The following is a 25,805-nucleotide window of genomic DNA, read 5'->3' as shown; positions in this document are numbered from 1 at the left end:
TATATTACTAATGTTAGTTGAATGAGAATGTTAAATTGTAAAAGGCCAACCTTACCAGTTGGCTTTTTTGTGCCTTTAAATTCCCATCTCTACGCCATTCTAAGGCGTTCAATCCTCACAATACATCTGCGTTAGCTCAAAATGGATCGCATCGATAACGCGTGGCTCAGTGCGCGCAATACCCACGAAATAAAATCATTCGCCACGTAAAACGCACTAATCCGCACCCGCCTGCACAATTTGGATCAAAAAAATATTTCAGTTTGAATTTTTTACAAAACATATCGCGAGGGCGCGCGGGAATTGGGTTCTTTGCGTAAGCGTCAAACTGAAATGATTGTAAAAGATTTCAGGTTATTTCAGTTTGAGGGATAGAAAAAGGATCTCGATAAAAAATTAACGCATTGATAGTAAAAGTAATTTCATACTTTACGTGGGGTTGATGATCCACATTTTACGCGAGAGCATTTTAGAGAATATTTATTTTTCAGTGGGTTATAGATTTTTGAAACTGAAATAGAAGGGAATAAATTTATGTTAAGAAGAATTAAACAATATCTTTTGAAACGAAAATGAAACAGTACCCGATACCAATGTGAAAATTTTCTGTGTGGACGTAATGTGGACATTCTAAAAATTAAGGGGCTACGTTTTCACGTAACCCCTTGTTTTATTTGGTGGAGCTGGGGGGATTTGAACCCCCGTCCGAAATTTCTACATCCGCGGCACTACATGCTTAGTCTAGTCTTTAAATTCACTTACTTGCTGCGGACAGACACGCCACAAATAAGCTAGCTTGATTAAATTTAACGCTTCAACCCCAAGCTAGGCATCCACGCGATCTCTTTTGGGTTTGACTCCTCTTTATCCCCGTCTTAAGAGCGGAAGCTAGGGAGAGAAGGCTCTAGGCAGGTTATTAAGCTGCTAGTGCTTTATATTGATTGTCGTTTGCGACTATCTTTTTGCGGCTTTTTACGAGGCCAACCGCCCCTCGGCATGCACCTTGGGTTTCGCAAATCCCGTCGAATCCAGAATCAGCCCCAAGTTGTTGAAAGTGAGTATATCAGAAAAATACCTGCTATTGCTAGTAGTTAACGCAATTTAGCGGTTAGCATTTTTCATGATCCGTGCTTTGTCTAATTTCCACTCACGATCTTTTATGGTGTCACGCTTATCGTGATCTTTTTTACCTTTAGCTACGCCAATTTTGATTTTACACCATGCATTTTTCCAATATAAGGAAAGGGCAACCACGGTGTAACCATCACGGTTTATTTGGCCATAGAGATTAGCTAATTCACGTTGTTTTAATAACAGTTTACGCGTACGTGTCGGATCACAAACAACATGAGTAGAGGCAACGTTTAACGGTGTAATGGTGGCACCAAACAGGTACGCCTCACCATCACGCATGATTACATAGCTATCACTGATATTGGCTTTACCCGCACGCAGTGATTTAACTTCCCAGCCCTGTAACGACAGTCCCGCTTCGATTTCATCTTCAATGAAATATTCATGGCGAGCACGTTTATTGAGTGCAATAGTGGCAGAGCCGGGTTTGTGTGATTTTTTCTTTGTCATAATTTCCACATTATACTGTATGAGCAATAGAAAGAAATCATTTAAGCGTCTGTTTTCTTTTCAATTGCGTAAAACTTAAGCTATATTCCATTAGATTTTTATTTAATCACTGTTCAATGATATGATCGCACACAGTGTTGTCGTACAGGAATAACTATGCCTCAGATTAGTCGATCTGCTCTAGTTCCTTTTAGTGCAGAGCAAATGTTTAAACTAGTGAATGATGTTCTTACTTATCCTGATTTTCTACCAGGATGCGTTGGAAGTAAACTGATCAAAAGCACTCCAGAAGAAATGATTGCATCTGTTCAGGTTTCTAAAGCAGGGATCAGTAAAACATTTACTACCCATAATTTTTTAAAAACCAATGAACGTGTTGATATGCGTCTTGTGGATGGCCCTTTTCGTAAACTAACCGGAGGCTGGGTATTTACCGCATTAGATGATAATGCATGTAAGGTTGAGTTTCAGCTAGACTTTGAGTTCACCAATAAATTAATTGAGTTAGCTTTTGGCCGTATTTTTAAAGACTTAACAAATAATATGGTGCAGGCGTTTACTCAAAGAGCGAAAGAGATTTATCGTGACTAAAATATGGGTTGAGGTAGCCTACGCGTTACCAGATAAACAATATGTTATCCCTGTGGAGTTAACACTGGGGGATACTGTTGAACAAGCAATTATTGCCTCAAATATTTTAACGATTTGTAATGATATCGATTTAACTAAAAATAAAGTGGGTATCTATAGTCGGCCAGCAAAATTGAGTGATAATGTGCGTGATGGCGATCGCGTTGAAATCTATCGACCGTTAATCGCTGATCCTAAAGAGATGCGCCGTAAACGCGCTGAAAAAGCACGCCAAAAAACTGAATAGTTAACATTTTCACCACGTCATAATCAAATCATTGTATCTCATTGATTGCGCCGATATGTTGGTCATAAAACACACCCCATTGTTGAATTACAAATGGGGTGCAATTTCGTTTTTGCCAATCGTATAGTGAGATTAGTCTTTACTGGTTTGATTAGAAAAACTCGGCATATCACCTTGTTTATCAATCTTAGTCAGTATGCCATTATTATCAAATGTCAGTGTCAGAGTTTCTTGACGCACTTTTTGATGGCCTGGCTGTTCACGGAAAACATAATACCAAGTTTGAGTTCCGAAAGGATCTTTCAGCATAGGTGTTCCGAGGGCAAATTGAACTTGCTGCTGTGTCATTCCTTGTTGAACTTTGGCGACTTCGGCTGGTGTTAAATAATTACCCTGATTGATATCTGGGTGATAAACCAGTCTTTCGAACATCGAGCAACCTGAAGTCATTACGACTAAAGATAAGGCGGCAACTTTTAACAGTTTAAAACGCATGGCTATTACATTCCTTTTAGGGTCATAGTGACGATGATAATCGACAATGCAGCAATTGAAAACCTTTCACGCTCTGCCTAAGACCCTAAATATCGATAAAAGTTTGTTAATCGTTAAGCTGCCAGCAGATCTTTTGCGTTAGCAAGGGTGTTTTTAGTCACTTCACTTCCCGCTAATAAGCGGGCTAACTCTTGTAAACGCTCTTTTTTAGTTAACAGCTTCATGGTGGTTTCTGTCTCTTCACCATTAGTCTCTTTATTAACAAAATAGTGTTGATGGCCACAACCTGCTACTTGCGGTAGGTGAGTAACACACATAACTTGTGTCGATTCGCCTAATTCACGTAATAACTTACCGACAATAGCTGCTGTTGGTCCACTAATACCAACATCCACTTCATCAAAAATCAGTGCGGGTGTATCCATTTTTTTTGCAGTGATCACTTGGATAGCAAGAGCGATACGTGATAGCTCACCGCCAGACGCAACTTTAGAGAGTGCTTGATGTGGTTGCCCTGGGTTGGTGGTGACATTGAACTCAACTTTTGTCGCACCATCAATTTGTAAGACATTTTCATCAAACAATGTATCTACAGTTAAATAGCCATGAGGCATTGATAATTGATGCATGCTATTGGTAATAAGCTGACTTAATTCGTGTGCATACTGTTGGCGAATTTGATGAAGTTGTTTTGCCACGTCCAATGCAGCTGCATGATCAATTTTAACTTGTTCCATTAATGCATCACAGTCATCATTTTGGCGTAATAGTGCCTCTTTTTCTTCAATTAATTGTTGATGCAATTCATATAGCTCTTCAGGGGTGACACGATGTTTACGAGATAGACTAATATATTTGGAAATACGTTTTTCTAATTCGAATAAACGGTTAGGATCCATTTCTAAACGATCACTGTAGTGGCGTAGTTCATCACTCACTTCGCTAATTTGAATACTTGCTTCTTCCAGCATATCTAACAGTGAATTAAATTGGCTCTCCATTGTGGAAAGTTCGCTGATTTCATGTTTGGCCACATTCAGCATACTTAAAATATTTTGTTCTTCGTTATCACTTAAGATCTGCAAACTATTTTGGCTCAAGGTCAGAAATTGACCACAATTAGATAACCTTTTATATTCTTGATCTAATTCAGGGTATTCCCCCGCAACAGGTTGGAACTCGTTAAGCTCTTTTAAGTGATAATCAATCAGTTGTTGCCTTGCTTCTCTTTCTAAAGATTGTTGTTGAAAAGTCGCTAAGGTTTGGCAACTCTGATGCCAGGTTTGATAAGCCGCTTTCATCTTTTTTAATAAAGCAGGTTCATTAGCATAGATATCAAGTAAATGTTTTTGGTAGCGAGGCTCTAACAGTTGTTGATGAGCATGTTGCCCATGAATTTGGATCAGCAATGAGCCAAGCTCTCTTAGTTGAGACAAAGGGACAGAAGTACCATTAATAAAACCACGAGAGCGGCCATCTGCTGCAATGGTTCTTCTTAATAGGCATTCGTTATGATCGTCAAGATGATGTTCTTCTAACCAACGCTGGGCGGAAGGGGTATCAGAGAGTGAAAATCGTGCGCATAAATCCGCTCTAGTGGCACCAGGGCGAACCATATTAGCATCACCACGGTTTCCTAAACACAAGCCTAATGCGTCAATCGCAATAGATTTACCTGCGCCCGTTTCACCGGTAATTGTGGTCATGCCACCAGAAAAGTCGATTTCAAGTTCACGGACTATGGCAAAATGACTAATAGTTAATTGAGTCAGCATAGTGCCTCTCCTGTATAAAAACATATCTGTAATTACATACAGTATAAACTGGTTTTTTATACAGTAAAGTAGCGAGGCACAAAAATCAGAACATTTTTTTTGACCAACCTAATTTTGAGCTGAGTGTATTAAAATAGTTGTAGTCAGTTGGGTGGACTAAGTTAAGTTTTTGTCGACTCCGCTTAATAATTACCTCATCCCCTTCTTTGATAGGTAATACAAGCTGACTATCACAACTGACTTCATAATCAATATTGGTTTGTGAGAATTTTAAGCGAATTTGACTGTCGCTACTAATGACTAAAGGGCGTGAAGAGAGCGTATGGGGAAACATCGGAACCAGCGCAATCGCATCAAGATTAGGTGTAAGAATAGGGCCACCTGCAGAGAGTGAATACGCCGTCGATCCGGTTGGTGTGGTAATAATTAGACCATCAGAACGTTGTGAAAATGCAAAACGATCATCAATATAGACTTCAAACTCAATCATATGCGCCACTTTGCCGGGGTGAAGTACGACTTCATTAATGGCGGTGCCAATCCGTGTTCTTTGTCCTTCAGCACAGACACGAGCTTCAAGTAAGAAGCGTTTTTCTTCACGATAATGGCCTGCTAATACATTAGTTAATTGTTGTAATGCGTTATCAGGATCAAGATCGGTCAGAAAACCTAAGTTACCGCGGTTTACACCAATCACTTTGATATTATAGCGCGATAAAACACGGGCGGCGCCTAACATATTGCCATCACCCCCGACAACAATAACTAGATCAGCGAGTTTGCCGACTTGTGTTAAATCGCCCGTTTGTGCATCGGTGAGTTTTAATTCTTCAGCAACTTGGGTATCGATAATGACGTCATATCCTTTATCAAGGAGCCAATAATAGAGCATTTCATGTGTCGAAAGTGCTTCAGGATGGCGGGGATGACCGACGATGCCAATGCATTTAAATTGTTTTTCTTCCGTTACGGTATTATCTGGCATTTTTTTTACCCTCGTTTAGCGCCTATTCCTTGAAACCCGTTTATTGATCCCCATAATAAACTAAATATGAAGATGAATACTAAAACTACGCGGAGATATTCATGAGTAGTAAAGAACAAAACGTACATGAAGAGCAAGTCTCAAAAGAAAAAGAAGGAATGGAATCGGTAATGAATGAATCTCAAGAGCAAGTGAAAAGCGAAGACGCTCAGGCGGAGTTTGATGCACAAGCTGAGTTAGTTCAAGCGCTTGCACGCGTTGATGAGCTGGAAAAACAGTTGCAGCAATCACAAAAAACGGAACGTGAAGCGATGATCCGTGCTCAAGCCGAAATTGAGAATATTCGCCGTCGTACTCAACAGGATGTTGAAAAAGCACATAAATTTGCGCTTGAGAAATTTTCTAATGAGCTACTACCTGTATTGGATAATTTAGAGCGTGCTTTATCTGCCGCTGATCATGAAAATGAACAAATGAAACCGATGATTGAAGGTTTAGAGTTAACCCTGAAATCATTCTTAGATGCGGTGCGTAAGTTTGGTATTGAAGTCGTTGAAGAAAAAAATGTCGCCTTCAATCCTGAAGTACACCAAGCGATGACATTAATTGATAGCCCTGAGCATGAAGCAAACCATGTCGTTGATGTGATGCAAAAAGGCTATACCTTAAATGGTCGTCTATTACGTCCAGCAATGGTAGTGGTATCGAAATAAGAGCCATAATTCTTATATCAATGCGCCAATAAGTCAGGGCGTGGGATAAGTAAACCGCACTTTTGTGCGGTTTTGTGTTTTTATCACTAGCTTATTTAATAGGATCAAGCTGCCAATTAATGGGCGTGCGTCCTTGTTGCGCTAATAGATTATTGGTTTGTTTAAAATGACCACAGCCTAAAAAACCACGATGTGCAGAGAGTGGTGAAGGGTGAGGGGCTTTTAAGATAAAGTGTTTATTAGTATCAATAAAACGACCTTTTTTCTGAGCATGAGCGCCCCAAAGTAGGAAAATAACGCCTTCACGACGTTGATTAATTTGTTCGATAACCGCGTCAGTAAAAACTTCCCAACCATAGTTAGCATGAGAGTGAGCTTGGCCTTTCTCTACCGTAAGAACAGTATTAAGTAGTAATACCCCTTGTTGAGCCCAACTCTCAAGATAACCATGATTAGGTCGTTTGAAGTCAGGGTATTCTTGTTCAAGCTCTTTATACATATTAACTAATGAAGGGGGAGCCGGAACGCCGGGACGTACAGAAAAGGAAAGCCCATGGGCTTGATTGGGGCCGTGGTAAGGATCTTGACCTAAAATCACAACATTAACATTTTCAAAGGGAGTGAAGCGAAAAGCGTTAAATACATCTTCTTGTGGAGGATAAATTATTTTGCCTGCTTGTCTTTGTTGTGCGACTTGAGACAAAATTTGCTGAAAATAGGGTTTTTCTTTTTCAGCACCTATTACATCATGCCAAGTTAATGGTGTAGTCATAACATAAAATCCTTGTTGATATCTTATGGGGCTAAGCTTACCGATTTCACCCATGGAAAGAAAATGTTCCGTCTCGAAAAAATCGAATTAATTGTTATTTAAAAAAATTTTTGAAAATTTACAAAAAAAATTGCAATTATATGGGTTGTAATTATTGATTTAAAACAAGACTTTGCACCATTACCCGTTATGTCCTTATCAATTTTATTGATATTTATCAAAGAATGACGCCATTTATACTGGTATATAAGTAAACAGAAACATTGGTTAGACCAAATACCCAAATTCTGATATGCCATTAGAATTTGATTTTGTGCCCACATTGGAGGTCGAAATGATTACTGGTATCCAAATTACTAAAGCTGATAACGACGATTTATTACATTCTTTTTGGTTGTTAGATGATGAAAACGGCGAAGCACGTTGTATTTGTGCGAAAAAAGGCTTTGAAGAAGGCCAAGTTGTTAGCCGTGATGCATTAGGCAACATCGAATACCGTGAAGTACCGGTAGAATCTAAACCGGTAGTACGTGTAGAAGGTGGTCAACATCTAAACGTTAACGTATTAAGCCGTGAAACATTAGAAGATGCCGTTAACAATCCTGAGAAATATCCTCAATTGACTATTCGTGTATCCGGCTATGCAGTGCGTTTTAACTCACTGACACCAGAACAACAACGTGATGTAATTACTCGTACTTTCACTGAAAGCCTGTAATTTTCACTAAAAATCATTGCGTAATGATAGAACCTGGTATGTTTATATCAGGTTTTTTTGTTTATAAATAAAGAAGATAATATAAAAAACCGCCGTTATTAAATAACGACGGTTTTTTATTATGGTTCAAAGTAACGTAAAGAAGACAGATTATTGTTGCTCTGTTTTTATATGATTAGTTTTTTCCGCAGTGATGGTGGTTTTATCAGTAGCGGTTTTACGGCGTTTACCAATATTTTTACGATCGCGTGCGCGTACTTTCTCTTTAACGTTTTTTTTCTCTTCTACTTTTTTCGCTTTGCGTTTTGCTAATACTTTTTTAGAAGGCTTAAATGATGCTTTTTGACTAGGGGCTTTAGTCACTGGACGTAATTGGGCTACAACACGATATTTAATCGGCTCTTGGATATAACGGCTAATTTTACCAAGTAGCGGATAATCGTGTGCTTCAACTAATGAAATAGCAGTCCCTTTACGACCCGCTCGACCTGTACGGCCAATACGGTGCAAATAAACATCAGCTGTGCGCGGTAAGTCAAAGTTAAAGACGTGGGTGATATCTTCTAAATCAAGACCTCGAGACGCCACATCTGTCGCAATCAGCACATGCATTTTGCCAGACTCTACACGTTTAATCGCTTCGTTACGTTGTGTTTGAGCCATTTCGCCTTCAAGGTAGCTGGCTTTGATACCTTGTTTTTCTAATGCTGCGGCTAACTCTCTGACTCGCTCTCTTTTACGTACAAAAACAATCGATTTTTTAACTTCTTCTTGTTTGAGTAAATGTGCAAGTAAGGCAGTTTTATGGTCAAGATTATCTGCATGATAGTAAAATTGTTGAATTTTTTTACGCTCACGACGAGAAGGGTCAGCGTTCAGTTCAACCGGTTCATTAAGAATTCGCTGTGCAAAATCAATCACAGCATTGCCTTCTAATGTGGCTGAAAAGAGTAATGTTTGTTTACGCCAACGAGTTTCCCCAGCAATAGTTTCAATATCGTTAGCAAAACCCATATCTAACATACGATCTGCTTCATCGAGGATCAGCATTTCAACAGCACGACAGTCAAAGTTCTCTTCTTTGATGTACTGCAATAAGCGACCTGTTGTAGCAACAACAATATCTTGGTTCTCACTAAAAACTTCTGCGTGATTCATATAAGCAACACCGCCGGTGATAGTTGCGATGTCTAGATGGGTATGAGCACATAATTCTTTTGCTTGATCAGCGACTTGCATAGCAAGTTCACGGGTTGGAGTTAAGATCAGAACACGAGGTGGCCCTGATTTTTTTCGTGGATAATCAAGTAAATGTTGAATAGCAGGAAGTAAGAATGCCGCTGTTTTCCCTGTACCCGTTGGTGCAGAGCCTAATATATCACGTCCTTCCATTGCGGCAGGGATAGCTTCTGCTTGGATAGCAGTAGGACGTTGATATCCTTTTTCTTCTAATGCGGTCAATAAACTTTCATCAAGTTCAAGACTGGAAAATGTCGTGGCTGTCATTGTATACCTCTATTTAGGGCGCGGATTTTGACATTATCCTCTGTTAAAAGCCAGAGGATTTACCGCTATCACATTATATATCATCGATTGTTTCAGCTATGTGTTGTTTTTTAGGCTTAAAGTCAATAAGCAAGCATCGAATATAAAGCGTTTAATGTTAAGATAGAGGTAGCAAAAAAGTTATCTTACCATATATCGCTTTTTCTATTATATGGATTGCATTCATTCTAAGAAATAGAAAGAGTTATACAAATCATTAGAGCGATTCAATGAAGCAAAAGAAAGTAAAGAAAGCAGGTTTACGCAAAGGCGGGTTTACATTTAAACAATTTTTTGTCGCTCATGATAAGTGTGAAATGAAAGTGGGTACTGATGGCGTTTTATTAGGTGCTTGGGCGCCTATCACTAAAGCAAAAACGGTGCTCGATATTGGTACAGGAAGTGGATTAATTGCCTTGATGTTAGCGCAACGTGCCCCGCAGGTTGAGCGTATTGATGGTATTGAACTTGATGAAGATGCCGCATTACAGGCGCGTGAAAATGCGCAACAATCACAGTGGAGTTCGTTAATCCATATTTATCATCATGATATTTATCAATATGCGCAACAAGCGCCAACTCGCTATGATCTTATTGTGAGTAATCCACCCTATTTTGAGCCAGCGGTTGCATGCCGTAACCAAGAGCGCGAGCAAGCCCGTTATACGAAAACATTGACCCATGAAGGTTTGCTTGATAATGCACAACAGCTTATTACAGATGAAGGCCTATTTTGTGTGGTGTTACCCTATTTAATCGGTGAACAGTTTATTGAAATCTCACAAAGAAAAGGGTGGAATGTCGTACAGCGAGTTAATATTAAAGATAGTGCAGATAAGCCTTACCATCGCATATTGCTAGCCTTTCAAAGACAGTATCAAGGCGAAACTAAACCATGTAATATTGAAGAGCTGATTATCCGCAATAATGACGGTCATTACACAACCCAGTTCCAATCTTGGGTCACTGATTTTTATTTATATTATTAAAGACTAATGTTGCCGTTAATATTACATTGTTTAAGATTGTATATATTGTTGTAAATAAAGGTATATATTTAAATTATCACATTGTGTTATCGCTTTTTTCTTGGCAAATTGCAGATTGGTTGGTGATTACAACGACAGTTTTTTGTGATTCATCTCTTATTATTATAATTGAATTGAACTTCATTCTATTTTAATGCTCTAACGTAAGTAGCTCATAAAAACGAGAAGGAATAACGAGAGTAATATGACGGAGTCATTGAAAAATAGTTTGAGGCTTGACTTCGGGAGAGTCCATCTCTAATGAGCGAGCAGTTAACGGACCAAATGTTGGTCGAGAAGGTACAACTGGGTGACCAGAAAGCGTTTAACTTGCTAGTTATCCGCTATCAGCACAAGGTAGCAAGTCTGATTTCCCGTTATGTACCTCAGGGTGATGTGCCAGATGTTGCACAAGAAGCCTTTATAAAAGCCTATCGAGCTATTGGATCATTCCGTGGTGATAGCGCATTTTATACATGGCTTTATCGCATCGCTGTGAATACAGCTAAAAATTATCTGGTAGCACAAGGGCGGCGTCCGCCTTCAAATGACTTAGATGCGAGTGATGTTGAAAATTTTGAAACATCAAACGCATTAAAAGAAATTTCGAACCCTGAGAATTTAATGTTGTCTGAAGAGTTACGGAGAGTAGTTTTTCAAACCATAGAGTCGTTACCCGAAGATTTAAGGGTTGCTATTACACTTCGGGAACTTGACGGCTTAAGCTATGAAGAGATAGCCGTTATTATGGATTGCCCTGTAGGTACAGTTCGTTCACGTATTTTTAGGGCGCGAGAAGCTATTGATAATAAGGTTCAACCATTAATACAAGAGTTATAAGATGGCTGAACCCTCATTCACTGAAGGGTACTTTTACATGCAAAAAGAGAAACTTTCTGCATTTATGGATGGCGAAGTTCTTGATAAAGAATTAATGGGATCGATTGCCCGTGATGAATCTATGAAAGAAACATGGCAACGTTACCACTTAGTTCGTGATGCAATGCGTGGTGATGTAGGAGAGGTTATCCACTTTGATATCGCAAGTCGCGTAGCACTCGCTTTAGAAAATGAGCCAGTCCGCATAAGTCCTGAACAACAGCAAGAGCAGCAACCTGCGCCTTCTCAATGGCGTCAGCACTCTTTCTTACAAAAATTACGTCCTTGGGCTAGCCAGTTAACACAAATTGGTGTTGCTGCCTGTGTGTCATTAGCTGTCATTGTGGGTGTTCAGCAATATAATGGCAACAATAGCGCTGAGGATTTCCAAGTTGATACGCCGGTGTTTAATACTCAACCTATTATGGGGAATGGGGCACCAGTCAGCTTAAATTTACAAAGTGATAATTTAGGCCAAAACCAACAAACACGTCTACAAGAGCGTAATCAACGCCTTGGACTTATGTTGCAACAATATGAGTTAGATCGCCGTATCTACAATGCACCACAAGATGAAGTGCCTGTAGCATCGCAAAACACAACTCAGCAACAGGCTCAGTAATCATTGTGGTATCAATTTATAATTACGTGTAGGAACAATAGAGTCGTAATGAAAAAATCATGGTTATCCGCTTTACTTTTAGCGGGTTACCTATCAATACCAACACAAGCCTTGGCACAACCTCAAATAGGAAATGCCGAGGCTTTGTTGCAAAAGATGGGTAATACAACGCAAACCGCTACTTACGAATTATCTTTTATTAATATCAATTCTCAAGGTATTGTTCCTATTCGTTATCGTCATGCACTTGTCGATGGTAAACCTGTGGCACAATTGATGCAGATGGATAGCACTCGTCGAGAAATCGTGCAACGAGGGAATGAAATCAGTTATTTTGAACCAGGTTTAGATGCGTTTAGTTTGCGTAATGAACATATCGTTGATTATCTCCCTGCTATCATTTATCAAAATTTTGCTGAACTCGCTGAGTATTACAATTTTATTGATGCGGGAAGAACGCATATCGGCGACATTCCAAGTCGTGTTGTTCGTGTGCTATCAAAAAATAATGACCGTTATGAATATGTCTTATTTATTGATGAAGAGAGATATTTGCCATTAAGGGTTGATCTGCTTGATAAAAATAATGACGTTATTGAACAATTTCGGGTGATCACCGCTAATCAAAATAAAGAAATCATCAGTGAGTTAGATTCACTCAATAAAGTGAATATGCCCCCGCTATTGTTGATCCCCAAAGCCACTCAAGCACTGAATTACAATTGGCGTGTGACAACGTTACCTGAAGGATTTAAAGAGGTAAAACGTAGCAATCATCAAATTGCTGAAAATGAATTTAGCCAATCTATTTTATATAGTGACGGCTTATTCGATTTCTCTATTTATGTTAACAAAAGTGGTCAGCAATTAAATTCCCCCGAACGTGATAAAGCATTGAGATATGGCCGTAATACAATTTATACCTATGATAAAGATGGCAATGAAATTACCTTTATTGGACAATTGCCATTTATAACAGCACAGAAAATCGTCAACAGTGTGGTGTTTACCAAAAAGTAAAAGGTATAAGTTATGGTTAAAGAGTGGGCAACAGTCGTACATTGGCAACAAGGGAGGGCTTTACTACGTTATGGCTCATCGTCCGGTTGCGGGAGTTGCCAAGCTCGAGCAGCTTGTGGCTCTTATTTATTAAATAAAATAGGCCCTGAAACTGTTCATCAGTTAGAACTTCCTGTTGAACAACCTTTAGTGGTGGGGCAAAAAGTGGAAGTTGGTATACCAGAAAATAGTTTACTTCGTTCCGCTATGTTGGTTTATCTTACTCCTTTGCTGGGATTATTTATCGTTGCAGGGATAGCCAGTCTGTGGCTTTCTAGTGAGTTGGCTATTTTTTGTAGTGGTTTAGTGGGGGGAGTGTTAGGCTTCTTATTAGCTAAAAATATTGCCCGCTGGTGGAGTAAAGATGAAGGATTTGAACCTATTATTTTACAAATAGGACTTCCACCTAATGAATTGCAAGTACAATATCAAGAATAATAATAAAGAATGAATATGATAAAAAATGGGGCATAGGCTCCATTTTTTGTTATTAAACTTATTTTATGGTTCTGATCTTTTTTATTGATAGATAAAAATCAAATTTCTATCTAGTGAAAGTGCAGTTACGCTGCATAAATAAAGGTAAGCTTTATCATAAATGTTTGTGTTTGATGAACGTTTCTTTGAGTATAATGTCTCTAGTGTGTAGAATGCGTCATCAATCATAACTCCTGCAATATAGAGTTTTCGCTTTGTGTCCATGAACGACGCTAAAGCCAGATTTATAGAGCAAAGCAATAGAGAAAAATAATTTCAGAATGAAAAACATACGTAACTTTTCCATTATCGCACATATTGACCACGGTAAATCGACGCTATCAGATCGAATTATTCAAATTTGTGGTGGCTTAACAGATCGTGAAATGGCTGCGCAGGTTCTTGATTCTATGGATCTTGAGCGTGAGCGTGGTATCACCATCAAAGCACAAAGCGTAACACTCAATTATACCGCTGATGACGGTGAAGTTTATCAGCTTAACTTTATCGATACGCCAGGACACGTTGACTTCTCTTATGAAGTTTCTCGCTCTCTTGCCGCTTGTGAAGGTGCTTTACTGGTTGTTGATGCAGGGCAAGGGGTTGAAGCCCAAACATTAGCAAACTGTTATACGGCGATAGATATGGATCTTACTGTCGTTCCGGTATTGAATAAAATTGACTTACCTGCCGCAGAGCCTGAGCGTGTCGCTGAAGAGATTGAAGATATTGTCGGTATTGATGCGACCGATGCAGTGCGTTGTTCAGCTAAAACAGGCGTGGGTGTAAAAGAAGTGATTGAACGTCTGGTGAAAGAAATACCTGCGCCAGAAGGCGATCCTGACGCGCCCCTACAAGCACTTATTATTGACTCTTGGTTTGATAATTACCTTGGTGTTGTCTCACTTATCCGGATCAAAAACGGTAAAGTCAACAAAGGCGATAAAATCAAAGTGATGAGTACAGGGCAAGTTTATAATATCGACCGTATTGGTATTTTTACGCCTAAGCAAGTTGATACAACATCGCTAAGTTGTGGTGAAGTAGGCTGGGTAGTTTGCGGTATTAAAGATATTCTTGGTGCCCCTGTTGGGGATACATTAACAGCCGCACAGAAGCCTGCAGACAAACCATTACCGGGCTTTAAAAAAGTCAAACCACAGGTTTATGCGGGGTTATTCCCGGTCAGTTCTGACGATTATGAATCATTCCGTGATGCATTAGGAAAATTAAGCTTAAATGATGCGTCACTCTTTTATGAGCCGGAAAGTTCATCCGCATTAGGATTTGGTTTCCGTTGTGGTTTCTTAGGCCTTCTCCATATGGAGATTATCCAAGAGCGTTTAGAGCGTGAATATGATCTTGACCTGATCACCACAGCACCAACAGTAGTTTATGAAGTGGAAATGACCAATGGTGATATCATCATGGTTGATAGCCCATCAAAACTGCCGGCACTGAACAATATTGAAGAGATCAGAGAGCCTATTGCGGAATGTCATATGTTACTACCGCAAGAATACTTAGGTAATGTGATTACTTTATGTGTCGAAAAACGCGGCGTTCAAACTAATATGGTCTATCATGGTAATCAGGTTTCATTAACTTATGAAATTCCGATGGCTGAGGTGGTATTAGATTTCTTTGACCGTTTAAAATCAACCTCTCGCGGTTATGCTTCGTTAGATTATAACTTCCTGCGTTTCCAAGGCTCCAACATGGTACGTGTTGATGTCTTAATTAATGGTGAGAGAGTCGATGCACTTGCATTAATCACCCATAATGATAACGCACCGTATCGTGGACGTGAGTTGGTGGAAAAAATGAAAGAATTCATTCCACGTCAACAGTTTGATATTGCGATCCAAGCTGCAATTGGCAATCATATTATTGCTCGTTCAACTGTTAAACAGTTACGTAAAAACGTATTAGCTAAATGTTATGGTGGTGACGTTAGCCGTAAGAAAAAACTGTTGCAGAAACAGAAAGAAGGTAAAAAACGTATGAAGCAAATTGGTAATGTCGAGTTACCACAAGAAGCGTTTTTAGCCATACTGCATGTTGGTAAAGATAAATAATTTAAGGAGAAAATATGGCTAGCACGTTTGCCTTGATCCTAACGTTGGCAACGCTAATTACGGGTATTTTTTGGTGTATAGATCGTTTTAAATTAAAGCCAGCCCGCAAAGCGAAGTTAAAACGTTTACAAGAGTTAACGCAGGGAAGTGAGGATCAGCAAGAGTTAGCAAAATCGATTAATAAACCAAGCTGGGCAGAGACATTAGGCTCTCTGTTTCCTGTATTGGCGATTGTATTGATTTTGCGTTCCTTTGTGTATGAGCCGTTTCAGATCCCATCTCGTTCGATGATGCCGACTTTATTAGTCGGTGATTTCATCTTGGTTGAAAAATTTGCTTATGGATTAAAAGATCCTATTACACAAACAACCTTGATTAGTACGGGTAAACCTAAACGTGGTGATATTGCGGTATTTAAATACCCACGTGATCCATCAACTGACTTTATTAAACGGGTGATTGGTTTACCGGGGGATAAAATAGTGTATGACATGACGTCGAAGAAATTACACATTTACCCAAATTGTAATAAAGCAATATGTGATGATGAAATAGCGGTAACCTATGGTACAGCGTATCCTAGTGAATGGACATTACTGTTACAAAGTGTACCTGGTGGTCAACGTATTAGCGGTATGAAATCGATTCCGATTGAAGAGCCAATTTCTACAGCTACGCAATTTCGCCAAGAAGAGAGAATTGAAACGATTGGTGATGTCTCTCATCGTATTATGACTATTCCGGGAGATGTTACTGTACCTGAATTTATTCAACCGGGATTACCTCAAGGTACGTGGATTGTCCCTGAAGGTCAGTATTTTATGATGGGTGATAACCGTGATGGTAGTTCAGATAGTCGTTTCTGGGGCTTTGTGCCTGAGCAAAACTTAGTCGGTAAAGCCACAACGATTTGGATGAGCTTCGAGAAACAAGAAAATGAATGGCCTACAGGTGTTCGTTTCAGCCGTATTGGTGGCATTAAGTAATTTTTAACAAAATAGCTACAGCATTCCTTTCTATCTCAGTGTAGAATATGCCACTTCTTTAAACATGATTGGCTCCTGTATAAACAGGAGCCAGTGCAAACGCAACAGTTCTGTTATTCAACCCGATAATATCTCGTTGTTTTTAAACAGGTTTGTTGCGTGTGCTTCAAATTAAGTAATGGAAATTGATCGCACATGAATACTCTATTAGTTAACCAGTTACAAAAAAAACTGGGTTATACTTTTAAACAAAATGAATTACTTTTACAGGCACTTACTCACCGTAGTGCAAATAGTAAACATAATGAACGCTTAGAATTTTTAGGTGATTCAATTCTAAGTTATGTCATTGCTAATGCGCTTTACCATCGTTTCCCTCGTGTCGATGAAGGGGATATGAGCCGGATGCGTGCAACCTTAGTGCGTGGTAATACCCTCGCTGAACTAGCACGTGAATTTGAACTCGGTGAATGTTTACGGTTAGGGCCGGGAGAATTAAAAAGCGGTGGTTTTCGTCGCGAATCTATTTTGGCCGACACAGTAGAAGCGTTAATTGGTGCTATTTTTCTTGATAGTGATATTCAAAATATCGAAAATATCATCTTAAAATGGTATGAGAATCGCTTGGCTGAAATCAGTCCGGGTGATAAGCAAAAAGATCCTAAAACTCGCTTGCAAGAATATTTGCAAGGACGTCATTTACCACTACCTTCTTATGTTGTTGTACAAGTACGTGGTGAAGCTCATGACCAAGAGTTTACGATCCATTGTCAGATAAGCGGTATCGACCAACCTGTTAAAGGGATGGGTACAAGCCGTCGTAAAGCCGAACAAGCCGCTGCTGAACAGGCATTAATACAATTGGAGCTTGAATGAGCGAAGAACAAACCTATTGCGGATTTATTGCGATAGTCGGTCGCCCTAATGTAGGGAAATCAACATTACTGAACCAATTATTGGGGCAGAAAGTTTCTATTACTTCACGTAAGCCACAAACCACCCGTCACCGTATCATGGGTATTGATACTGATGGTGCATATCAGGCTATTTACGTGGATACCCCAGGCTTGCATATTGAAGAAAAGCGAGCCATTAACCGTTTAATGAACCGTGCAGCAAGTAGCTCTATTGGTGATGTTGAACTGGTTATTTTCGTTGTCGAAGGAACCAATTGGACGCCTGATGACGAAATGGTATTAAACAAATTAAAATCACTACGTTGTCCTGTGCTATTAGCGATTAATAAAGTTGATAACGTTACAGATAAAACCAAGTTACTGCCACATATTGGTTTTTTAAGTCAACAAATGGATTTTCTAGATGTAGTGCCGATTAGTGCTGAAAAAGGCATGAATGTCGATACTATTGCTAAAATAGTGCGTAACTGTTTACCTGAAGCCATTCATCATTTCCCAGAAGATTATATTACTGATCGCTCTCAACGTTTTATGGCGTCAGAAATTATTCGTGAAAAATTGATGCGCTTTTTAGGTGAAGAATTACCTTATTCTGTGACGGTTGAAATTGAACAATTTGTTACTAACGATCGCGGTGGATATGATATTCACGGTTTGATTCTGGTTGAACGTGAAGGCCAGAAGAAAATGGTGATTGGTAATAAAGGCGCTAAAATCAAAAAAATCGGTACGGAAGCCCGCATGGATATGGAAGATTTATTTGAAAACAAGGTTCATCTTGAACTTTGGGTGAAAGTAAAAGCGGGTTGGGCGGATGATGAACGTGCTTTACGTAGCCTTGGCTATGTGGACGATTTAAAATAGTAGGTTACTGAAGTGGAAGGCTGGCAACGTGCATTTGTTATCCATGCTCGGCCTTACAGTGAAACGAGTTTATTGCTCGATTTTTTCACTGAGAATGAAGGGCGAGTGCGCATATTGTCAAAAGGTGCGCGCGGCCGTCGCTCTCCTTTAAAAGGAGCTCTTCAACCTTTTACTCCCTTGCTCATTCGTTGGAGTGGGCGAGGTGAGATAAAAACCCTCCGTGATGCTGAGCCTATCTCTTTAGCATTACCATTAACAGGCACAGTACTTTACAGTGGTCTGTATCTTAATGAATTACTTTCTCGTGTTTTGGAAAATGGCACATCATATAGCACGCTTTTTTTCGAATACTTATCTTGTTTGCAAATCCTTGCTGCCAGTGAAACCACGCCAGAAGCTGCTCTAAGGCGCTTTGAATTAGCGTTATTAACGCAATTGGGTTATGGCCTAGACTTTTTGCATTGTGCAGGAAGTGGTGAACCTGTTTCTGATACCATGACTTATCGATACCGAGAAGAAAAAGGCTTTATTGCCAGTTTGGTGGTTGATCACTATAGTTTTACTGGATTGGAATTAAAATCGCTGGCAAAACGAGAATTTCCTACGGCTGGCACATTGAAAGCAGCAAAAAGGTTTACACGAATGGCCTTGAAACCTTATTTAGGTGGAAAACCATTAAAAAGTAGAGAGCTGTTTCGGCAATTTGCTATTAAAAAGTGTGCGAAAAAAAGCGTATTGATAGAGGATAAATAATATTGTCTTTTTCTTCTCTATGGAATGTGTAAACTAAGGTAATACAACGTTATTTTTCAGGAGAAGAGCATGTCTGATATTCTACTTGGCGTTAATATTGACCATATTGCAACCCTACGTAATGCCCGTGGCACAACTTATCCCGATCCGGTTCAAGCGGCATTTATTGCGGAACAAGCGGGTGCTGATGGGATCACTATTCATTTACGTGAAGACAGACGTCATATTACCGATCGTGATTTAATGCTGATCAGCCAAACGGTTCAAACAAGATTAAATTTAGAAATGGCGGTAACAGAAGAGATGATTGAGATTGCTTGCCAAACTCAACCTGACTTTTGTTGTTTAGTGCCTGAAAAACGCCAAGAAGTGACCACAGAAGGTGGTTTAGACGTGGTGGGTAATGAAGAGAAAGTGGCTGATGCGATTAAACGTTTATCATTAGCGGGGATTAAAGTCTCTTTATTTATTGATCCTGACCATGAGCAAATTAATGCAGCAGATCGTGTCGGCGCACCTTTTATTGAAATTCATACAGGTGCTTATGCTGACGCTGAAGATGAACAGGCTCAAGAGAAGGAGTTTGTTCGCATTCGTGATGCGGTAACCTATGCAGCGTCTAAAGGTTTAAAAGTCAATGCAGGTCATGGTTTGCATTATCATAATGTACAACGTATTGCTGCATTACCTGAACTTTATGAACTCAATATTGGTCATGCGATTATTGGTCGAGCGGTATTTAGTGGGCTTGCACCAGCCGTTGAAGAAATGAAACGCCTAATGAGAGAAGCGCGTCGCTAATGGCTATTGTTGGTATAGGTATGGATATCGTTGAGATATCACGTATTGAAGAGATAATAGGGCGTTCAGGAGAACGCCTCGCGCGACGTATTCTTACTGATAATGAATGGATTATATATCAATCACATAAACAACCCGTTCGTTTTTTAGCTAAACGATTTGCGGTAAAAGAAGCCGCAGCCAAAGCATTAGGTACAGGCATTCGTTTAGGATTGGCATTTAACCATTTTGAAGTCGCTAATGATGAATTAGGTAAACCAACATTGCACTTTTTAGCTGTGGCAAAAGAGATGGCGCAAAAAGCGGGAATAAATGCTATTCACGTGACACTGGCTGATGAGCAACGTTACGCCTGTGCAACCGTTATTTTAGAAAAATAACGCTTAAATTTATTCCCGATTGCGTTTGCTTAGATTTTGTCAGCGTGGTGGATCAGTACAAACTTTTCCCATAATTCATCTTGCGATTCAGTATGAGCAGGATCGATGATAATTGTATTCGTGATAGGGCATACCGACTGACAAGTCGGTTTATCATAATGTCCTACACATTCAGTGCAAAGATCAGGATTGATTTCATAAATATCATTCCCCATTGAAATGGCATCGTTAGGACATTCGGGTTCGCACATATCGCAGTTAATACAGCGTTTTGTAATTAATAAAGACATATCAATAATTTACATTTAATTAAGTTAATAATCAGTAACTTATATCTTGCACCTATTAGTTACTATCGTCTGTTACTTGTGTTTTTATACAGTATGATTTACATTGAATAACTCTAATTCGTAACACAAAACCGCAACACATACTGTTTTTACTGCTCTTAAAATACCTAATGTGTGAGCTTTAAATTTAATGTGTTGAAATACCGGAGTATTTCAATGTCAAATATAGCAACACAAAAGCAAAAAACACCAGATAATGATGAATATACAGACGCTCTTAGTCGTTGGGAGTCATGTAAGCCACCTTACACAAGTACACACATAAGAATCTGTGTTACTGCTGTCAAAACCATTTTAAAGCATATCAATAAACCACGTCGCTCTAAATATGAAAAAGAGCACTACTTGCGTATTGATTTTAGTAAGGCGGGTAAGGTTACCATATACGCGGAATATCCTAAACACATGGATATAAAAGGCCAGAAATTAGGGGAATGGCCAGAACTATCATTACCGATAGCAAGAGAGAAAGCGAAAGCATTAGCTGAAGAAGGGCTAAGAGCTGAATCTGTTCATCAACTATTAGATCTTTATGAAAAAGATTTAGCAGGGAAAGTCGAACGCTCAAAGTTAAGTGAAAATAGTTTTTATACTTATCGTTGCAGAGTAAAACAACTGAAGCTGACGTTCGGATCGCGTGAAGTTTTTAGTGATGTGAAATACTCACGATTAATAGAAATATTGGATAATTGGATACAAACAAAATCAAATAATCATGCATTAGAGTTATTTGCTGAGATGCGCCGATTTTGGAAATATGCATCCCCCATTTATTCTAATGGAAGAAATATTGCGTCGAGCATTCCTGATGATTATGTGTCGTCACGGGTGCAGAAACCCATGCCAACGAAACGATATACTGATATTGAGTCCATTGCCACCTTATGGATGAACGTTGCTTCAAGCACCTCTGTGCATCAAAAAAATGCAGTTAGATATATGATCCTCACTGGAGTTAGACCAATCAATGTTGTCAATTTGAAGTGGGAATATGTTGATTTAGATAACTTAGAAATAACTTATCCAGCTGGTTTAATTGGTATGCGTGGTGCAATGAAAACTCAAAAAGAGTTTAGAGTGCCAATTACAAAGGCAATGAAAAGCTTACTCGAGGAACAATTAGCTTGGAAAAATTCCACTGTTAATTGCAATAAAGAATATGTTTTCCTACAACCTAGAGATCCACAATTAGCATTTTCTAAACGTTCATTGGATAAACTAGTTAAAACATATAGCCCTGAAGGGGCGGTGAAGGGTGTAGTGCATGAGGGAACGGTGAAGGGAAAGTCCGGAGCATTTAATACTATGTGCCGTAAGTTTTTTAAAAGTAATATAATTGCACAAATGCGTCAAAAAGGCTTTTCACGTTCTGATACTAAAGAAATTAGCATGCTATGTTTACATCACTCTGATAAAAGTGAAGATCCAATGGCTGAACATTATGACTTTTCTGATGAGATACTGCAGGAAGAGATAGCGCTAAAGCGTCAAGCATTTGAGGCACATGAAAATAGTATCTTGACTCAAGTAGCGCTATTACGTCGTAAACTTAGTTAATAAGTGCTTCTACATTTTTCAATAAATGCTTTTATATTTTTGTACTCGTATCGAACAACTTTATTGGTAAATTTGATTGGTGCGAGTATTTTTCTGTGACGATGTCTATTATTCCAATCGCATAATGTTTTAGTGCTAATTCCTCCTAGTTCAATACAAGCCTCTTCAGGAGTTAACATATCATCATCTTCATACTCTTTGTTTTTAACGTTATCTGGGATATTTGTCGTTTCTTTTTTTGTTTTGCGTTCTACGCATACGTCTGTTTTCATTTCGGTCTTGCCTCATCATATTAGATATTAACAAGTCGGCAGTCTGACAAGCATTTTTTATTTCTATATCGGTGCAAGATTTATTTTTTATACTCGATGCAAGCCGGCCTAATTTAATATCAAAATCTGTTAATAATTGAGAACCTGGTTCCCAAGGTGTTAATAATTTCATGGTGGTTACCCATTGGTCTTGAATAAACCACCATGCTAATAACAACGAAAAGTAAAAACTGATTATGCTTAATCAACTTTTTACCCGAATAATTCCCTCCACTGGATAGCATTCTGCAATTTTCCCTTTGGTCGCGAGTAATTCCTTATCAATTAAACAATTTTGTTCATCAGGATAAATGTAGCCATAGGGTTCGAACTGACAAATCATCGAACTACATACCAAAAGGAATAAACCATACATTATTGTTCACTCCTTTGTTGCTCCGCGGGAGTAGGCTGAAGTTCAATTTTGACGTGTGCAGGAAAATCGTATGAAACATGGCAACGTCTATCTGTTGAAACAAAACCGTATGATCCATCTGGTAATGTGATTTTTACTGCTTGGTCTTTTTGTTGGGAGTGTCTTAGCATTGGTCTTGCCTCTTTGTGACATGTCACACTAATGAATAATAGCTGTATTTATAGGGCGCCCCAGTTGTAGCAATAACGCTTTTTGCATCGATGAAAGTGCTTGCTGTTCTTGCTCTGTGACATTTTTTGTTGATGCCGTAGACCATTCGATACTACATTTATTTGTTGTTTCATCATGGGTAATAACAACTTCTAACTTCATGGCCATAACGTTTATCTCCTGATAATGCGCCCAAGAAAGGGCGCTATTATGAATTAACGAACCATTAAGGAACGTTCACCAACTTCAAGATGTGCTCCGGGAATTTCAATACCATTTTCAAGCGCTTCTTTGATTCCTTTTTTATCGGGCGCTGTGATGGTTTTAACATCAACCAACTCATCTGGTAGTAGTGCTTCATTATCAATAATTACTGAAACACTACCTTTTCGTGCTGTAAATGTATTCTTTGTTGTTTTTAATTTATCTAATCCTGAAGCCAATAAGCAGTTAAGAGCATATTCCTTTAGGTTTTTAGCTTGGTTTTCGAATGATTTTTTACGATCAGATAAACGTTTAGATTCTTCATCAAGTGTTTTAGCTTGACCTTCGATATTGCGAACGTGGTGCATAATTGCATCCAATTTGTCACCTAACTCGCCCTCGATACCTGCCAATGTATCTGCGATATCTTCAGCAGTGAATTCTCCTGTTTCAACGAGTTGCTGTAATTTTTCATAATTGGTCGCCAGTGCGATAGCGGTAGTATTGGTCATTAGATTGCCTCTTCTTTCTGTTTCAGTTTGTCTAAACACTCTTTTTCGATTTGGTTTAATCGACGTAAACGGCCAGACAAATACTTCTCGTAATCTTCGTCACGACGTTCTTTGGCTGATTTAATATGTGCAGAAATTTCGCGTGTTAATGTCGATGCAATACCTCGTAATTCATTTGCTGTAACAGCACTACGCATCACTTCTGTATGTTTAGTAAATTTCTCGTCTAATTCTTTGCGAATACGTGTGATATCTTCCGCTTTTTCACTGGCATTTTTGATTTCAAACTCAAGCTTATTGCTTACTATATATTCAGGGTTATCATGCATACCCATAAAGACATCAGAGCTAAAGCCAAGCATTGATAGGGCTTTTTTGATGGCATCAGTCAGCGATTTTTTAATAGCTTCACCGTCAACCTTAATGCCATAGTTAGTTTGATAGCGGTATGGTGTCGCACCATAACTTTCAAACTCACCGCGGGTTTCACATTCGATGATGTACCAAAAACGGATCTTAATTGAGTGGTTTTGTTCGCAGAATAACGAGCCATCAGCATCACGTAAAAAACGGGTTGCAACTTGTTTATTACGCTCATCAAGGACAGGTTCTAAAAGAGGCTTTCCATCAATAAATTTTTCTTCAAGGACTTCATATCCCCAACCTTCCCCAATAGGACCGAATATTTCAGTTGCACGCATAAACATGTAAGTGCTGTTTATACTGGTCCCTGTAAATCCCACGCCTTCTAATGGCTTAGTAAAGCGCGGGTCTGTACGTTGTACTTGTTTCCAAATACTTAGGTTATTAGCGTCACTCGCGTTAAGAACTTCATCAATAACACTGGCACGTTGCTCAAAATTATCTTGTTGTGCTGATGGTGTTTCGGGTTCTTTAGGCTCTACAGTTTGTTCAACCACCGGAGAACTTTCTGTTTTAGGGGCTACTTCTTGCTTTTTACGTGAACGTTTAGGCTTAGTTTCCTTTTCAACGGTACTTTTGCTAGATACCGAAGGGGTATTCTCCAATTGGTTAGAAGTGATACTTTCTTCTTTTTCAGCATTGCCAGTAGGCTTGTTAATACCTAAATGACGGTCAATAAATTCTTTTCGCGCATTGGGATTATCTAATAACTCAGGCTGTTTTTTACTTTCAGCTATTAACGAGAAAATTTTTTCACGTGGTATATCCAAGATGCCAGCTGTTGTGCGTAAATCCATTGACCAGCGTTTCCATGCTTTGTCGTCGTCATCTATCAGTTCTTTGGCTTTTTTTACTTGAGATGCGAGGACATTATTAGGATCAAAGTCATCTAACAGTGCTAAGGCAATTTCGGTATCTATGGTTGAATAGTTACGTTTGATAGAAGATGTTTCTTCTTGTTGTTGTTCTGGTTCTTCGGTTAGCCAGCTTTCACCTAATGATTTAGCTTCTTCAACGGTGACATCTTCATTAGCAAACTCATAGATAGCCTGTGCTATTTCCATTGTTTGCTCAGCATCCATCAAAGAAAGTTTTGTTATTTCAGCTAGGCCTGTAGCGATATTACGAATTTTGGGATCTTCTTTTCCTGCCAAATATTCCAGAGCAGTTGAAAACTCATTGTTAGTTATTTGAGTCTTTCCAAATAAAAGTAAACACGCAATTCTGGGCTTCGTTCCTAGTTTTTTGAAATTCTTATATTCAATAGGTTTCCATTGAGTTCCATCAAACTCATTTTCAACAGCAAATTTCTCATCAAATATATCTAAAGTAGGGCAAACAGAGCCGTCAAGGTGTTCGCTAATTAACGGATCATCGGTGTTAAAGTTATCCATAGCTTCTGGATATGCTTCAGATAATTTTACTACTGCAGTCGCTGTTGCCAGTTTTGCATTAGCGGTGTTTAACGCTATGGCCAGCGGTACAGCACCGTTGTTTGTACGAGCCTCGGTCGTAGGCTCAAATACACAGATAAAAGTTTTCATTGGTCTTGCC

At 39.1% G+C, this 25,805-nt stretch carries 29 protein-coding genes and 1 other RNA gene; 17 read left to right on the top strand and 13 right to left on the bottom strand.

What is annotated here, in order from left to right:
• Positions 1-675: 675 nt before the first annotated feature.
• Positions 676-1,042, bottom strand: a transfer-messenger RNA (tmRNA) gene (ssrA, locus tag AACQ49_RS09840).
• 59 nt (positions 1,043-1,101) lie between these two features.
• Positions 1,102-1,584, bottom strand: coding sequence for an SsrA-binding protein SmpB (gene smpB / locus AACQ49_RS09835; protein ID WP_004243915.1), 483 nt, complete (start codon positions 1,582-1,584; stop codon positions 1,102-1,104).
• Positions 1,585-1,740: 156 nt separating this feature from the next.
• Between smpB and AACQ49_RS09830 the strand changes: the two genes are divergently transcribed.
• Together AACQ49_RS09830 and AACQ49_RS09825 are read left to right on the top strand one after the other, a co-directional pair.
• The gene (locus AACQ49_RS09830) at positions 1,741-2,175 is read left to right on the top strand and encodes a type II toxin-antitoxin system RatA family toxin (protein ID WP_004243914.1); all 435 of its coding nucleotides are present in this window, start codon (positions 1,741-1,743) and stop codon (positions 2,173-2,175) included.
• Complete coding sequence (locus AACQ49_RS09825) at positions 2,168-2,461, top strand: RnfH family protein (RefSeq protein WP_004243913.1); 294 nt, start codon at positions 2,168-2,170, stop codon at positions 2,459-2,461. The genes AACQ49_RS09830 and AACQ49_RS09825 overlap by 8 nt, the downstream gene beginning before the upstream one ends.
• Positions 2,462-2,593: 132 nt before the next feature.
• Here the strand turns inward: AACQ49_RS09825 and bamE are convergent, their stop codons facing one another.
• The 3 genes from bamE to nadK form a co-directional block, all read right to left on the bottom strand.
• The gene (gene bamE, locus AACQ49_RS09820; RefSeq protein ID WP_004243912.1) at positions 2,594-2,956 is read right to left on the bottom strand and encodes an outer membrane protein assembly factor BamE; all 363 of its coding nucleotides are present in this window, start codon (positions 2,954-2,956) and stop codon (positions 2,594-2,596) included.
• Positions 2,957-3,069: 113 nt separating this feature from the next.
• On the bottom strand, positions 3,070-4,731 hold the full coding sequence (recN, locus tag AACQ49_RS09815) for a DNA repair protein RecN (protein WP_004248462.1): 1,662 nt from the start codon (positions 4,729-4,731) through the stop codon (positions 3,070-3,072).
• 85 nt (positions 4,732-4,816) lie between these two features.
• Complete coding sequence (nadK, locus tag AACQ49_RS09810; protein ID WP_004243910.1) at positions 4,817-5,716, bottom strand: NAD(+) kinase; 900 nt, start codon at positions 5,714-5,716, stop codon at positions 4,817-4,819.
• A 101-nt stretch (positions 5,717-5,817) separates the two neighbouring features.
• On the opposite strand from nadK, the gene grpE reads away from it, so the two are divergent.
• The gene (gene grpE / locus AACQ49_RS09805) at positions 5,818-6,429 is read left to right on the top strand and encodes a nucleotide exchange factor GrpE (RefSeq protein WP_004243909.1); all 612 of its coding nucleotides are present in this window, start codon (positions 5,818-5,820) and stop codon (positions 6,427-6,429) included.
• Positions 6,430-6,520: 91 nt separating this feature from the next.
• Here grpE and ung read toward each other — a convergent pair whose 3' ends face one another.
• On the bottom strand, positions 6,521-7,201 hold the full coding sequence (gene ung / locus AACQ49_RS09800) for a uracil-DNA glycosylase (RefSeq protein ID WP_004248460.1): 681 nt from the start codon (positions 7,199-7,201) through the stop codon (positions 6,521-6,523).
• Between the two features lie 334 nt (positions 7,202-7,535).
• Here ung and grcA point away from each other — a divergent pair, with 334 nt between their 5' ends.
• Positions 7,536-7,919: an autonomous glycyl radical cofactor GrcA gene (gene grcA / locus AACQ49_RS09795; RefSeq protein WP_004248459.1), complete on the top strand. Its 384-nt coding sequence runs from the start codon at positions 7,536-7,538 to the stop codon at positions 7,917-7,919.
• A gap of 150 nt (positions 7,920-8,069) precedes the next feature.
• Here grcA and srmB read toward each other — a convergent pair whose 3' ends face one another.
• The gene (srmB, locus tag AACQ49_RS09790; protein ID WP_004243902.1) at positions 8,070-9,425 is read right to left on the bottom strand and encodes an ATP-dependent RNA helicase SrmB; all 1,356 of its coding nucleotides are present in this window, start codon (positions 9,423-9,425) and stop codon (positions 8,070-8,072) included.
• A 269-nt stretch (positions 9,426-9,694) separates the two neighbouring features.
• On the opposite strand from srmB, the gene trmN reads away from it, so the two are divergent.
• The 12 genes from trmN to acpS all read left to right on the top strand — a co-directional run bounded on the left by trmN (position 9,695) and on the right by acpS (position 20,308).
• Positions 9,695-10,453 (top strand): tRNA(1)(Val) (adenine(37)-N(6))-methyltransferase TrmN, encoded by a 759-nt coding sequence (gene trmN, locus AACQ49_RS09785; protein WP_004243900.1) that lies wholly within the window; start codon positions 9,695-9,697, stop codon positions 10,451-10,453.
• A 300-nt stretch (positions 10,454-10,753) separates the two neighbouring features.
• Entirely contained in the window at positions 10,754-11,332 is a 579-nt protein-coding gene (rpoE, locus tag AACQ49_RS09780) for an RNA polymerase sigma factor RpoE (RefSeq protein ID WP_004243899.1), read from the top strand.
• 37 nt (positions 11,333-11,369) lie between these two features.
• On the top strand, positions 11,370-11,993 hold the full coding sequence (rseA, locus tag AACQ49_RS09775; RefSeq protein WP_012368140.1) for an anti-sigma-E factor RseA: 624 nt from the start codon (positions 11,370-11,372) through the stop codon (positions 11,991-11,993).
• 48 nt (positions 11,994-12,041) lie between these two features.
• Complete coding sequence (gene rseB / locus AACQ49_RS09770) at positions 12,042-13,013, top strand: sigma-E factor regulatory protein RseB (RefSeq protein WP_004243896.1); 972 nt, start codon at positions 12,042-12,044, stop codon at positions 13,011-13,013.
• 12 nt (positions 13,014-13,025) lie between these two features.
• Entirely contained in the window at positions 13,026-13,490 is a 465-nt protein-coding gene (gene rseC, locus AACQ49_RS09765) for a SoxR-reducing system protein RseC (RefSeq protein ID WP_004243895.1), read from the top strand.
• Between the two features lie 320 nt (positions 13,491-13,810).
• Complete coding sequence (lepA, locus tag AACQ49_RS09760; RefSeq protein ID WP_004243894.1) at positions 13,811-15,607, top strand: translation elongation factor 4; 1,797 nt, start codon at positions 13,811-13,813, stop codon at positions 15,605-15,607.
• 14 nt (positions 15,608-15,621) lie between these two features.
• Positions 15,622-16,593, top strand: a complete 972-nt coding sequence (lepB, locus tag AACQ49_RS09755) for a signal peptidase I (RefSeq protein ID WP_004248458.1) — start codon at positions 15,622-15,624, stop codon at positions 16,591-16,593.
• A 195-nt stretch (positions 16,594-16,788) separates the two neighbouring features.
• Entirely contained in the window at positions 16,789-17,469 is a 681-nt protein-coding gene (rnc, locus tag AACQ49_RS09750; RefSeq protein WP_161779020.1) for a ribonuclease III, read from the top strand.
• On the top strand, positions 17,466-18,374 hold the full coding sequence (gene era / locus AACQ49_RS09745) for a GTPase Era (protein ID WP_004243892.1): 909 nt from the start codon (positions 17,466-17,468) through the stop codon (positions 18,372-18,374). Before rnc ends, era begins: the two co-directional genes overlap by 4 nt.
• Positions 18,375-18,386: 12 nt before the next feature.
• Positions 18,387-19,127 carry a DNA repair protein RecO gene (recO, locus tag AACQ49_RS09740; RefSeq protein ID WP_004248456.1) on the top strand — a complete coding sequence of 247 codons (741 nt, stop codon included), beginning with the start codon at positions 18,387-18,389 and terminating at the stop codon, positions 19,125-19,127.
• 69 nt (positions 19,128-19,196) lie between these two features.
• A complete protein-coding gene (pdxJ, locus tag AACQ49_RS09735; RefSeq protein WP_004243888.1) occupies positions 19,197-19,928 on the top strand; it encodes a pyridoxine 5'-phosphate synthase in 732 nt (243 codons plus the stop codon).
• The gene (gene acpS / locus AACQ49_RS09730) at positions 19,928-20,308 is read left to right on the top strand and encodes a holo-ACP synthase (RefSeq protein ID WP_004243887.1); all 381 of its coding nucleotides are present in this window, start codon (positions 19,928-19,930) and stop codon (positions 20,306-20,308) included. Before pdxJ ends, acpS begins: the two co-directional genes overlap by 1 nt.
• Positions 20,309-20,337: 29 nt before the next feature.
• Here acpS and AACQ49_RS09725 read toward each other — a convergent pair whose 3' ends face one another.
• Complete coding sequence (locus AACQ49_RS09725) at positions 20,338-20,598, bottom strand: YfhL family 4Fe-4S dicluster ferredoxin (RefSeq protein WP_004250506.1); 261 nt, start codon at positions 20,596-20,598, stop codon at positions 20,338-20,340.
• Positions 20,599-20,814: 216 nt separating this feature from the next.
• On the opposite strand from AACQ49_RS09725, the gene AACQ49_RS09720 reads away from it, so the two are divergent.
• On the top strand, positions 20,815-22,215 hold the full coding sequence (locus tag AACQ49_RS09720; RefSeq protein ID WP_004250508.1) for a tyrosine-type recombinase/integrase: 1,401 nt from the start codon (positions 20,815-20,817) through the stop codon (positions 22,213-22,215).
• Here the strand turns inward: AACQ49_RS09720 and AACQ49_RS09715 are convergent.
• The 5 genes from AACQ49_RS09715 to AACQ49_RS09695 form a co-directional block, all read right to left on the bottom strand.
• A complete protein-coding gene (locus tag AACQ49_RS09715; protein ID WP_006533557.1) occupies positions 22,212-22,487 on the bottom strand; it encodes a hypothetical protein in 276 nt (91 codons plus the stop codon). The two genes, AACQ49_RS09720 and AACQ49_RS09715, sit on opposite strands and share 4 nt — an antisense overlap.
• A 414-nt stretch (positions 22,488-22,901) precedes the next feature.
• The gene (locus AACQ49_RS09710) at positions 22,902-23,072 is read right to left on the bottom strand and encodes a hypothetical protein (RefSeq protein ID WP_167767281.1); all 171 of its coding nucleotides are present in this window, start codon (positions 23,070-23,072) and stop codon (positions 22,902-22,904) included.
• A gap of 28 nt (positions 23,073-23,100) precedes the next feature.
• Positions 23,101-23,280 (bottom strand): hypothetical protein, encoded by a 180-nt coding sequence (locus tag AACQ49_RS09705; protein ID WP_036895412.1) that lies wholly within the window; start codon positions 23,278-23,280, stop codon positions 23,101-23,103.
• Positions 23,281-23,327: 47 nt separating this feature from the next.
• Complete coding sequence (locus AACQ49_RS09700; protein ID WP_036908175.1) at positions 23,328-23,828, bottom strand: siphovirus Gp157 family protein; 501 nt, start codon at positions 23,826-23,828, stop codon at positions 23,328-23,330.
• The gene (locus tag AACQ49_RS09695; protein ID WP_109828993.1) at positions 23,828-25,795 is read right to left on the bottom strand and encodes a hypothetical protein; all 1,968 of its coding nucleotides are present in this window, start codon (positions 25,793-25,795) and stop codon (positions 23,828-23,830) included. The genes AACQ49_RS09700 and AACQ49_RS09695 overlap by 1 nt, the downstream gene beginning before the upstream one ends.
• Between the last annotated feature and the right edge of the window lie 10 nt (positions 25,796-25,805).

The sequence above is a fragment of the Proteus sp. G2675 genome (genome assembly GCF_963886535.1).
In the GTDB taxonomy this organism is placed as follows: domain Bacteria; phylum Pseudomonadota; class Gammaproteobacteria; order Enterobacterales; family Enterobacteriaceae; genus Proteus; species Proteus mirabilis.
Note: the sequence above shows the minus strand (reverse complement) of the source record. Positions and strands in the feature narration are given on the sequence as shown.

Bases quoted from the DNA above. Each gene is read 5' to 3' on its own strand.
- nadK (WP_004243910.1), bottom strand. From the start codon at position 5,716: ATGCCAGATAATACCGTAACGGAAGAAAAACAATTTAAATGCATTGGC.
- bamE (WP_004243912.1), bottom strand. From the start codon at position 2,956: ATGCGTTTTAAACTGTTAAAAGTTGCCGCCTTATCTTTAGTCGTAATG.
- grcA (WP_004248459.1), top strand. From the start codon at position 7,536: ATGATTACTGGTATCCAAATTACTAAAGCTGATAACGACGATTTATTA.
- AACQ49_RS09695 (WP_109828993.1), bottom strand. From the start codon at position 25,795: ATGAAAACTTTTATCTGTGTATTTGAGCCTACGACCGAGGCTCGTACA.
- acpS (WP_004243887.1), top strand. From the start codon at position 19,928: ATGGCTATTGTTGGTATAGGTATGGATATCGTTGAGATATCACGTATT.
- smpB (WP_004243915.1), bottom strand. From the start codon at position 1,584: ATGACAAAGAAAAAATCACACAAACCCGGCTCTGCCACTATTGCACTC.
- rseA (WP_012368140.1), top strand. From the start codon at position 11,370: ATGCAAAAAGAGAAACTTTCTGCATTTATGGATGGCGAAGTTCTTGAT.
- AACQ49_RS09710 (WP_167767281.1), bottom strand. From the start codon at position 23,072: ATGCTAAGACACTCCCAACAAAAAGACCAAGCAGTAAAAATCACATTA.
- rseC (WP_004243895.1), top strand. From the start codon at position 13,026: ATGGTTAAAGAGTGGGCAACAGTCGTACATTGGCAACAAGGGAGGGCT.
- ung (WP_004248460.1), bottom strand. From the start codon at position 7,201: ATGACTACACCATTAACTTGGCATGATGTAATAGGTGCTGAAAAAGAA.
- era (WP_004243892.1), top strand. From the start codon at position 17,466: ATGAGCGAAGAACAAACCTATTGCGGATTTATTGCGATAGTCGGTCGC.
- recN (WP_004248462.1), bottom strand. From the start codon at position 4,731: ATGCTGACTCAATTAACTATTAGTCATTTTGCCATAGTCCGTGAACTT.
- AACQ49_RS09715 (WP_006533557.1), bottom strand. From the start codon at position 22,487: ATGAAAACAGACGTATGCGTAGAACGCAAAACAAAAAAAGAAACGACA.
- pdxJ (WP_004243888.1), top strand. From the start codon at position 19,197: ATGTCTGATATTCTACTTGGCGTTAATATTGACCATATTGCAACCCTA.
- lepA (WP_004243894.1), top strand. From the start codon at position 13,811: ATGAAAAACATACGTAACTTTTCCATTATCGCACATATTGACCACGGT.
- srmB (WP_004243902.1), bottom strand. From the start codon at position 9,425: ATGACAGCCACGACATTTTCCAGTCTTGAACTTGATGAAAGTTTATTG.
- rnc (WP_161779020.1), top strand. From the start codon at position 16,789: ATGAATACTCTATTAGTTAACCAGTTACAAAAAAAACTGGGTTATACT.
- rpoE (WP_004243899.1), top strand. From the start codon at position 10,754: ATGAGCGAGCAGTTAACGGACCAAATGTTGGTCGAGAAGGTACAACTG.
- AACQ49_RS09720 (WP_004250508.1), top strand. From the start codon at position 20,815: ATGTCAAATATAGCAACACAAAAGCAAAAAACACCAGATAATGATGAA.
- lepB (WP_004248458.1), top strand. From the start codon at position 15,622: ATGGCTAGCACGTTTGCCTTGATCCTAACGTTGGCAACGCTAATTACG.
- AACQ49_RS09700 (WP_036908175.1), bottom strand. From the start codon at position 23,828: ATGACCAATACTACCGCTATCGCACTGGCGACCAATTATGAAAAATTA.
- trmN (WP_004243900.1), top strand. From the start codon at position 9,695: ATGAAGCAAAAGAAAGTAAAGAAAGCAGGTTTACGCAAAGGCGGGTTT.
- grpE (WP_004243909.1), top strand. From the start codon at position 5,818: ATGAGTAGTAAAGAACAAAACGTACATGAAGAGCAAGTCTCAAAAGAA.
- AACQ49_RS09725 (WP_004250506.1), bottom strand. From the start codon at position 20,598: ATGTCTTTATTAATTACAAAACGCTGTATTAACTGCGATATGTGCGAA.
- rseB (WP_004243896.1), top strand. From the start codon at position 12,042: ATGAAAAAATCATGGTTATCCGCTTTACTTTTAGCGGGTTACCTATCA.
- AACQ49_RS09830 (WP_004243914.1), top strand. From the start codon at position 1,741: ATGCCTCAGATTAGTCGATCTGCTCTAGTTCCTTTTAGTGCAGAGCAA.
- AACQ49_RS09705 (WP_036895412.1), bottom strand. From the start codon at position 23,280: ATGGCCATGAAGTTAGAAGTTGTTATTACCCATGATGAAACAACAAAT.